Origin of the sequence: Roseomonas sp. CECT 9278 (assembly GCF_918698155.1) — a bacterium.
Classification (GTDB): Bacteria; Pseudomonadota; Alphaproteobacteria; order Acetobacterales; family Acetobacteraceae; genus Neoroseomonas.
On record NZ_CAKKLX010000094.1, the window covers coordinates 1 to 6,650 of the forward strand.

The 6,650-nt window shown below is 75.4% G+C and carries 3 protein-coding genes and 1 pseudogene; all 4 read left to right on the forward strand.

Annotated features, from left to right (window positions below):
• The first annotated feature begins 163 nt into the window (after positions 1–163).
• Complete coding sequence (locus tag LQ222_RS25815) at positions 164–937, forward strand: DUF58 domain-containing protein (RefSeq protein WP_230169753.1); 774 nt, start codon at positions 164–166, stop codon at positions 935–937.
• Positions 937–3,678, forward strand: a complete 2,742-nt coding sequence (locus LQ222_RS25820; RefSeq protein WP_230169754.1) for a DUF4159 domain-containing protein — start codon at positions 937–939, stop codon at positions 3,676–3,678. Before LQ222_RS25815 ends, LQ222_RS25820 begins: the two co-directional genes overlap by 1 nt.
• A gap of 169 nt (positions 3,679–3,847) precedes the next feature.
• Positions 3,848–5,932, forward strand: coding sequence for a hypothetical protein (locus LQ222_RS25825; RefSeq protein WP_230169755.1), 2,085 nt, complete (start codon positions 3,848–3,850; stop codon positions 5,930–5,932).
• Positions 5,933–6,174: 242 nt separating this feature from the next.
• Positions 6,175–6,650, forward strand: a pseudogene (locus LQ222_RS25830) (hypothetical protein); the annotation flags it as partial.

The following is a 6,650-nucleotide window of genomic DNA, read 5'->3' on the forward strand; positions in this document are numbered from 1 at the left end:
AAACAATGCTCGATTGTTTTTTTTTTTTAATGATCCGGCGACCACCGAGATCTACACACTGCATATCGTCGGCGGCGTCAGATGTGTATAAGCGCCAGTCACCGTCCCCTGGGCCGAGGCCCTCGGTGCCGCGTTGCCGCCGTTGGTCGTGCAGGCGGAGCGTGTGGCCGCGACGGTCATGCAGGGGGTGCATGGCCGGCGGCGGCCCGGGCAGGGCGATGCCTTCTGGCAGTTCCGGCCGTACACGCCGGGCGATGCGGCGGCGCGGGTGGATTGGCGCCAGTCGGCCAAGTCCGACCGCCTGTATGTGCGTGAGACGGAGTGGGAGGCGGCGCAGACGGTCGCGGTGTGGTGCCAGGGCGGGCCTGGGATGGACTGGCGCAGCCATCGGGATCTGCCGGCCAAGCGGGTGCGGGCGGAGTTGCTGCTGCTGGCGCTGGCGGCGCTGTTGTTCCGGGGGGGCGAGCGCGTGCGCCTGTTCGGCCTGCCGCGCGCCTTCACCGGGCGCGGCGCGCTGAACGCGCTGGCGCAGACCCTGCCGCGCCAGGCGGAGACCGCCGATGATGGCCGCATTCCGCGCCATGCCCGCGCGGTGCTGTTCAGCGATTTCCTGGCGCCGCTCGATCAGACGCGCGATCGCGTGGCGGCGCTGGCATCGCGGTCCATCCGGGGCCATCTGGTGCAGGTGCTCGACCCCGCGGAGGAGACGCTGCCCTTCACCGGCCGCATCCGTTTCGAAGGCCCCGGCAGCGCCGAACACGCGCTGGTGCCGCGGGTCGAGGGCGTGCGCGCGCTGTATGAGGAACGGCTGGCGAGGCACCGGGATGGGTTGCAGGCGCTGGCGGCGGCGTCCGGCTGGTCCTTTGCCACGCATCGCACCGACCAGCCGCCGGAAGCGGCGCTGCTGGCGCTGCATCGTCGGCTGGCGCCCGGCTGATGTGGCAGGTCGGGCCCCTCGCCTTCGCGGCGCCGTGGTTGTTGCTGGCGCTGCCCGCCTTGCCGGTGCTGTGGTGGCTGCTGCGCGTCAGCCCGCCGGCGCCGAAGGCCCAGACCTTCCCGGCGCTGCGCCTGCTGCAGGACCTGCCGCCGACCGAGGAAACCCCGCACCGCACGCCCTGGTGGCTGCTGCTGCTGCGCCTGGTGGCGGCGGCGCTGCTGGTGATCGGCCTGGCGCGGCCGGTCTGGCAGCCGCAGGCGGGCGGCGGCGGCACCGGGCCGTTGCTGGTGGCGATCGATGATGGCTGGGCGGCCGCGCCGGACTGGCCGGCGCGCGTGGCGGCCGCGGTGGCAGCGCTGGAGGCCGCCGGGCGCGAGGGACGGCGCGTGGCGCTGCTGTCCACCGCGCCGCCCGCCAATGGCGACGCCGTCGCCGCCACCGCCCTGATGCCGGCCGAGGAAGCCCGCGCGCGCATCGCCGCGCTGCGCCCGCGCCCCTGGCCGTCCGACCATGCGGCGGCGCTGGTGGCGCTGGCGGCCTTCCGCGCCGCCAATCCCGGCGGCCTTGCCACGCTGTGGATCGCCGATGGTGTCGAGCACGCCGCGCAGGGCGAGGCCGCCGGCGCCTTTGCCGCCGCGCTGGCCGAGGCCGGGCCGCTGACGCTGGCGCGCGCCGAGGGCCGCCCCGCCCGCATCCTGCCCCCGCCGCGCGCCGAGGCCGACCGCCTGGTGGTGCGCGCCCTGCAAACCCCCGCCACGACGCCCACCGAGGCGACCGTGCTGGCCCGCACCAGCGATGGCCGCGCCATTGCCTCCGCCACGCTGGCCTTCCCGGCGGGCGCCACCGGCGCGGAGGCGTCGATCGACCTGCCCATCGAAATCCGCAACCAGGTGGTGCGGCTGGACCTGGAACCGGAGGCCGGCGCCGCCGGCACGGTGCTGCTGGACGAACGCTTCCGCCGCCGCCCGGTCGGGCTGTCCGCCGCCATCGAGACCAGCGCGGACGCGCCGCTGACCGGCGACCTGTTCTACCTGGAGCGCGCCCTGGCCCCCTACGCCGAGATCCGGCGCGGCACGCCGGAGGCGCTGCTGTCGCGCCGCCTGGCGGTGATGGTGCTGGCCGATCGCGAGGTGCCCGAGGGCCGCGAGCGCACGGCGCTGACCCGCTGGGTCGAGGAAGGCGGGCTGCTGATGCGCTTCGCCGGCCCGCGCCTGGCGGAACGCCCCGACCCGCTGCTGCCGGTGGCGCTGCGCGCCGGCGAACGGCAATTGGGCGGCGCGCTGTCCTGGGACCGGCCGCAGTCGCTGGCCCCCTTCCCGGAGGGCTCGCCCTTCGCCGGGCTGGTGCCGCCGGCCGAGGTCACGGTGGAGCGCCAGGTGCTGGCGGAACCCTCGCCGCGCCTGACCGAACGGTCCTGGGCGCGGCTGGCCGATGGCACGCCGCTGGTCACCGCCGAATCGCGCGGGCGCGGGCGGGTCGTGCTGTTCCATGTGACCGCCAATGCCGAATGGTCGAACCTGCCGCTGTCGGGCCTGTTCGTGGACATGCTGCGGCGGATGGTGGCGCTGTCCGCCGGCGTGCAGGGCGCCGAGGGCGAGGCACCGCTCGCGCCGCTCGAGATCCTGGATGGCTTTGGGCGGCTGGGGCCGGCGCCGCCGGCGGCCGCGCCCATCCCGGCGAACCGGGTGGAGGAGACCATCGCCTCCCCGCGCCATCCGCCGGGCTGGTACGGCACGCCGGGGCAGGCGGAGGATGCGGCGTGGCGCCGGGCGCTGAATCTCTCGGCGCACCTGCCGCCGCCGCGCGCCGCCGCCGCGCCGCCGCCCGGCGCGCGCGCCGAAACCATCGGCGGCGTGCCGGCGGAACGCGACCTGGGGCCGTGGCTGCTGGCGCTGGCGCTGCTGCTGCTGGCGGCGGACCTGGTGATCTCCCTGGTGCAGCGCGGGCTGGTCGGGCCGCAATGGTCGCGCCGGGCCGGGATGGCGGCGGTGCTGCTGGCGCTCGCGCTGCCGGCGCAGGCGCAGGTGCCCGAACCCGACGGCGCGACGGCGAATGCCACGCGCCTTGCGTACATCGTGACGGGGGATACGCAGGTCGATGAGGTCTCGCGCCTCGGCCTGGTCGGCCTGTCGGATTTCGTGAACCGCCGCACCGCCGCCGCGCTGGCGGAACCCCGCCCGGTGGTGCCGGGGCGCGACGACCTGTCGCTGTATCCGCTGATCTATTGGCCCGTGCTGGCCGAGGCCGCGCAGCCCGATGCCGCCGCTGCGGCCGCGCTCAACACCTTCATGCGCAATGGCGGGATCATCCTGCTGGACACCCGCGACGAAGGCTCGGGCGAGGGCATGAACCCCGGCGCGCGGGCGGCGCTGCGGCGCGTGACGCGCGACCTGGCGGTGCCGCCATTGGCGACGGTGGCCGAGGACCACGTTCTCAAGCGCGCCTTCTACCTGCTGCCCGAATTGCCCGGCCGCTTCGCCGGCGGGCAGGTCTGGGTGGCGCGCGACCAGGACCGCGCGAATGACAGCGTGAGCCCGGTGATCATCGGCGGCCATGACTGGGCGGCGGCCTGGGCGATGGATGCGCGCGGGCAGAACCCCTACGCGACCATTCCGGGCGGCGCGCGGCAGCGCATCCTGGCGTATCGCTTCGGGGTGAACCTCGTGATGTACGCGCTGACCGGCAACTACAAGGGCGACCAGGTGCACGTGCCGGCCATCCTCGAACGGCTCGGGAACTGAGCATGGTATGGGGACCGCGCGAGAGCCCGCATCGGCCCGATCTCCACATCGGGCCGCGAGCGCGAATCGCGACCGCGCCCGGACCGTCAGCCGCGCCGGGCGCACCAGCGCGGGGCGCGAAGGCAAGCCGGCCGGATGGCCGGCGCCCGCCGTCTGAGGGACCGGCAACATGACCCAGACCATCGCCGGCATCGACTTCGCGCCCGTATTGCCGCTGTGGCTGCTGGGCCTGGCCGCGGCGCTGGCGGTGCTGGCGCTGGTGCCGGCGGCATGGCGCCGCGCGCGCGGCATCGCCTGGCGCGGCGTGTCCTTCGCGCTGATCCTGCTGGCCCTGGCCAATCCGCGGCTGGTCGAGGAAACCCGCGAGACCCGCCCCGACATCGCCCTTCTGGTCGTCGACCAGACGGATTCCACCACCATCGCCACCCGCACCGCGCAGATCGACGCCGCGCGGCGCGAGGTCGAAGCCCGCGCCGCCCGCCTGCCCGAACTGGAACTGCGCACCATCGAGGTGCCCGAGGGCGGCAACCAGGGCACCCGCCTGTTCGCCGCGATCGAGCGCGCGCTGGCGGAAATCCCGCGCGCGCGCCTGGCCGGCGTGATCGCGCTGACCGACGGCCAGGCGCATGACATCCCCGCCGCCGCGCCCTTCGACGCCCCCTTCCACGCCCTGATGCCCGGCCGCGCCGGCCAGACCGACCGGCGCCTGCGCATCATTGAGGCGCCGGGCTTCGGCATCGTCGGCCGGGAGGTGGAAATCCGCGTCGCGGTCGATGACCTGGGCGTGCCCAACGCCACCGGCGCGGCGCGCCTGACCATCCGGCGCGACGGCGAGGCGGCGCGCAGCGAAAGCGTGCCGATCGGCCGCGACCACCGCATCACCGTCCCGATCCAGCGCGGCGGACCCACCGTGGTGGAGATCGAGGCCGAGGCCCGCCCCGGCGAGGTCAGCCCGCGCAACAACCGCCAGGTGGTGACCATCAACGGCGTGCGCGACCGGCTGCGCGTGCTGCTGGTGTCCGGCGAACCGCATGCCGGGGAGCGCACCTGGCGCCGGCTGCTCAAGGCCGACCCGAATGTCGACCTGGTGCACTTCACGATTCTCCGCCCGCCGGAGAAGGACGACCTGACGCCGCTGAACGAGCTCGCGCTGATCGCCTTCCCGGTGCGCGAATTGTTCCAGGTGAAGCTGCGCGAGTTCGACCTGATCGTCTTCGACCGCTTCAGCAACCGCGGCATCCTGCCGCTGGCCTACCTGCGCAACATCGCCGACTACGTGCGCGCAGGCGGCGCGCTGCTGATGTCGACCGGGCCGGAATTCTCCGGGCCGGTGTCGCTGGCGCTGACCCCGCTGGGGCAGGTGCTGCCCGCGCGCCCGGCCGGCCGCCAGAACGCGGTGGCCGAGCAGCCCTTCCGCCCGCGCGTCTCGGCGCTCGGCTTCCGCCACCCGGTCACCGAGGGGCTGATCGGCGCGAATACCGAGCAGAATGAGGCCCAATGGGGCCGCTGGTATCGCTGGCTGCGCACCGAGGCGCGCTCCGGCAGCACCGTCATGGAAGGCCCCGACAGCGCGCCGCTGCTGGTGCTCGACCGCGTCGGCGAAGGCCGCGTGGCGCTGCTGCTGTCCGACCACATCTGGCTGTGGTCGCGCGGCCATGACGGCGGCGGCCCCCAGCAGGAAGTGCTGCGCCGCGTCGCCCATTGGCTGATGCGCGAGACCGAGCTGGAAGAAGAAGACCTGACCGCGCGTATCGAAGCCGGGCGCCTGACCGTGACGCGCCGCAGCCTCGATGCCGGCCCGCCGCCCGAATTCAGCATCACCGCGCCGGACGGCACCATCACGCGCGCGCGGCCCGAGGAAGCCGGCGGCGGGCGCGCCACGCTGAGCCTGCCGGCGACGCAGCCCGGCGTCTGGCAGGCCGGCGACGGGCGGCGCACCGCCTTCGCGGCCTCGGCCGCCGCCAACCCGCTGGAGATCGCCGACCTGCGCGCCGATCCCGACCGCCTGCGGCCGCTGCTGGCCGGCACCGGCGGCGCGGCGCGCTACATGGGCGAAGCCGCGGTGCCGGCGCTGCCCGAACTGCGCCGCGTGGCGCCGGGGCGCGACGTGGCCGGCGCCGGCTGGGTCGGCCTGCGGCGCAACGGCGACCACACGGTCACCGGCATCAGCGCCCTGCCGCTGCTGCCGGCCTGGCTGGCGCTGGCGCTGGTGCTGGGCGCCGCCGTGATGGCCTGGCGGCGCGAAGGGCGATAGGAGGTTTTTTTGCCCTCAGGCGGCGGGCGCCGGCCATCCGGCCGGCTTGCCGTCGCGCCATGCACGGTTGCACGCGTGGCGGCTGAGGGTCTGGGCGCGGTCGCGCTGTGCGCTCCCGCATCGTGCTTCGCACGATCCGCAACGAGTGCTGGTCGTGGCGGGGCGCTTCGGACGCGCCGGTTCTCCGCCCCTTGCCGACAAGGTGTTCCCGCATCACCCCGAAGCGCGGTATGACCCGGGGCATGAGACGCCTCCTCGCGCTGCTCCCGCTCACCGGCCTGATGGCGCTGCCGGGGCTTCCGCTCGGCCCTGCGCCGGCGCAGGCGCAGTTCACCGGGCCGCCGCCGGCCGCCCCGGCCGCGCGACGGGCGCCGCCGCCCGCCCTGCCGGGCCTGACGGCGCGCCGCGCGCCCGACCCCATCCCCGGCGATCCGAATGCCAACCTGGCGCCCACCGCCGCGCTGTTCGACGCCATCAACCGCGGCGACCTGGCCGCGGCGCGCGATGCCGTGACGCGCGGCGCCAGCCTCGAGGAACGCAACGTGCTCGGCCTGACGGCGGTCGATGCCGCGGTCGACCAGGGCCGCAACGACATCATGTTCTTCCTGCTCTCGGCGCGGGCGACGGCGCGCGGCCCGGCGCCGCCGGCCGAGGCCTCGCTGACGGCCGCGCAACGCGCCGCGCGCGACCGGGCGCTGCAGGCCGAGGCGACGCGCGC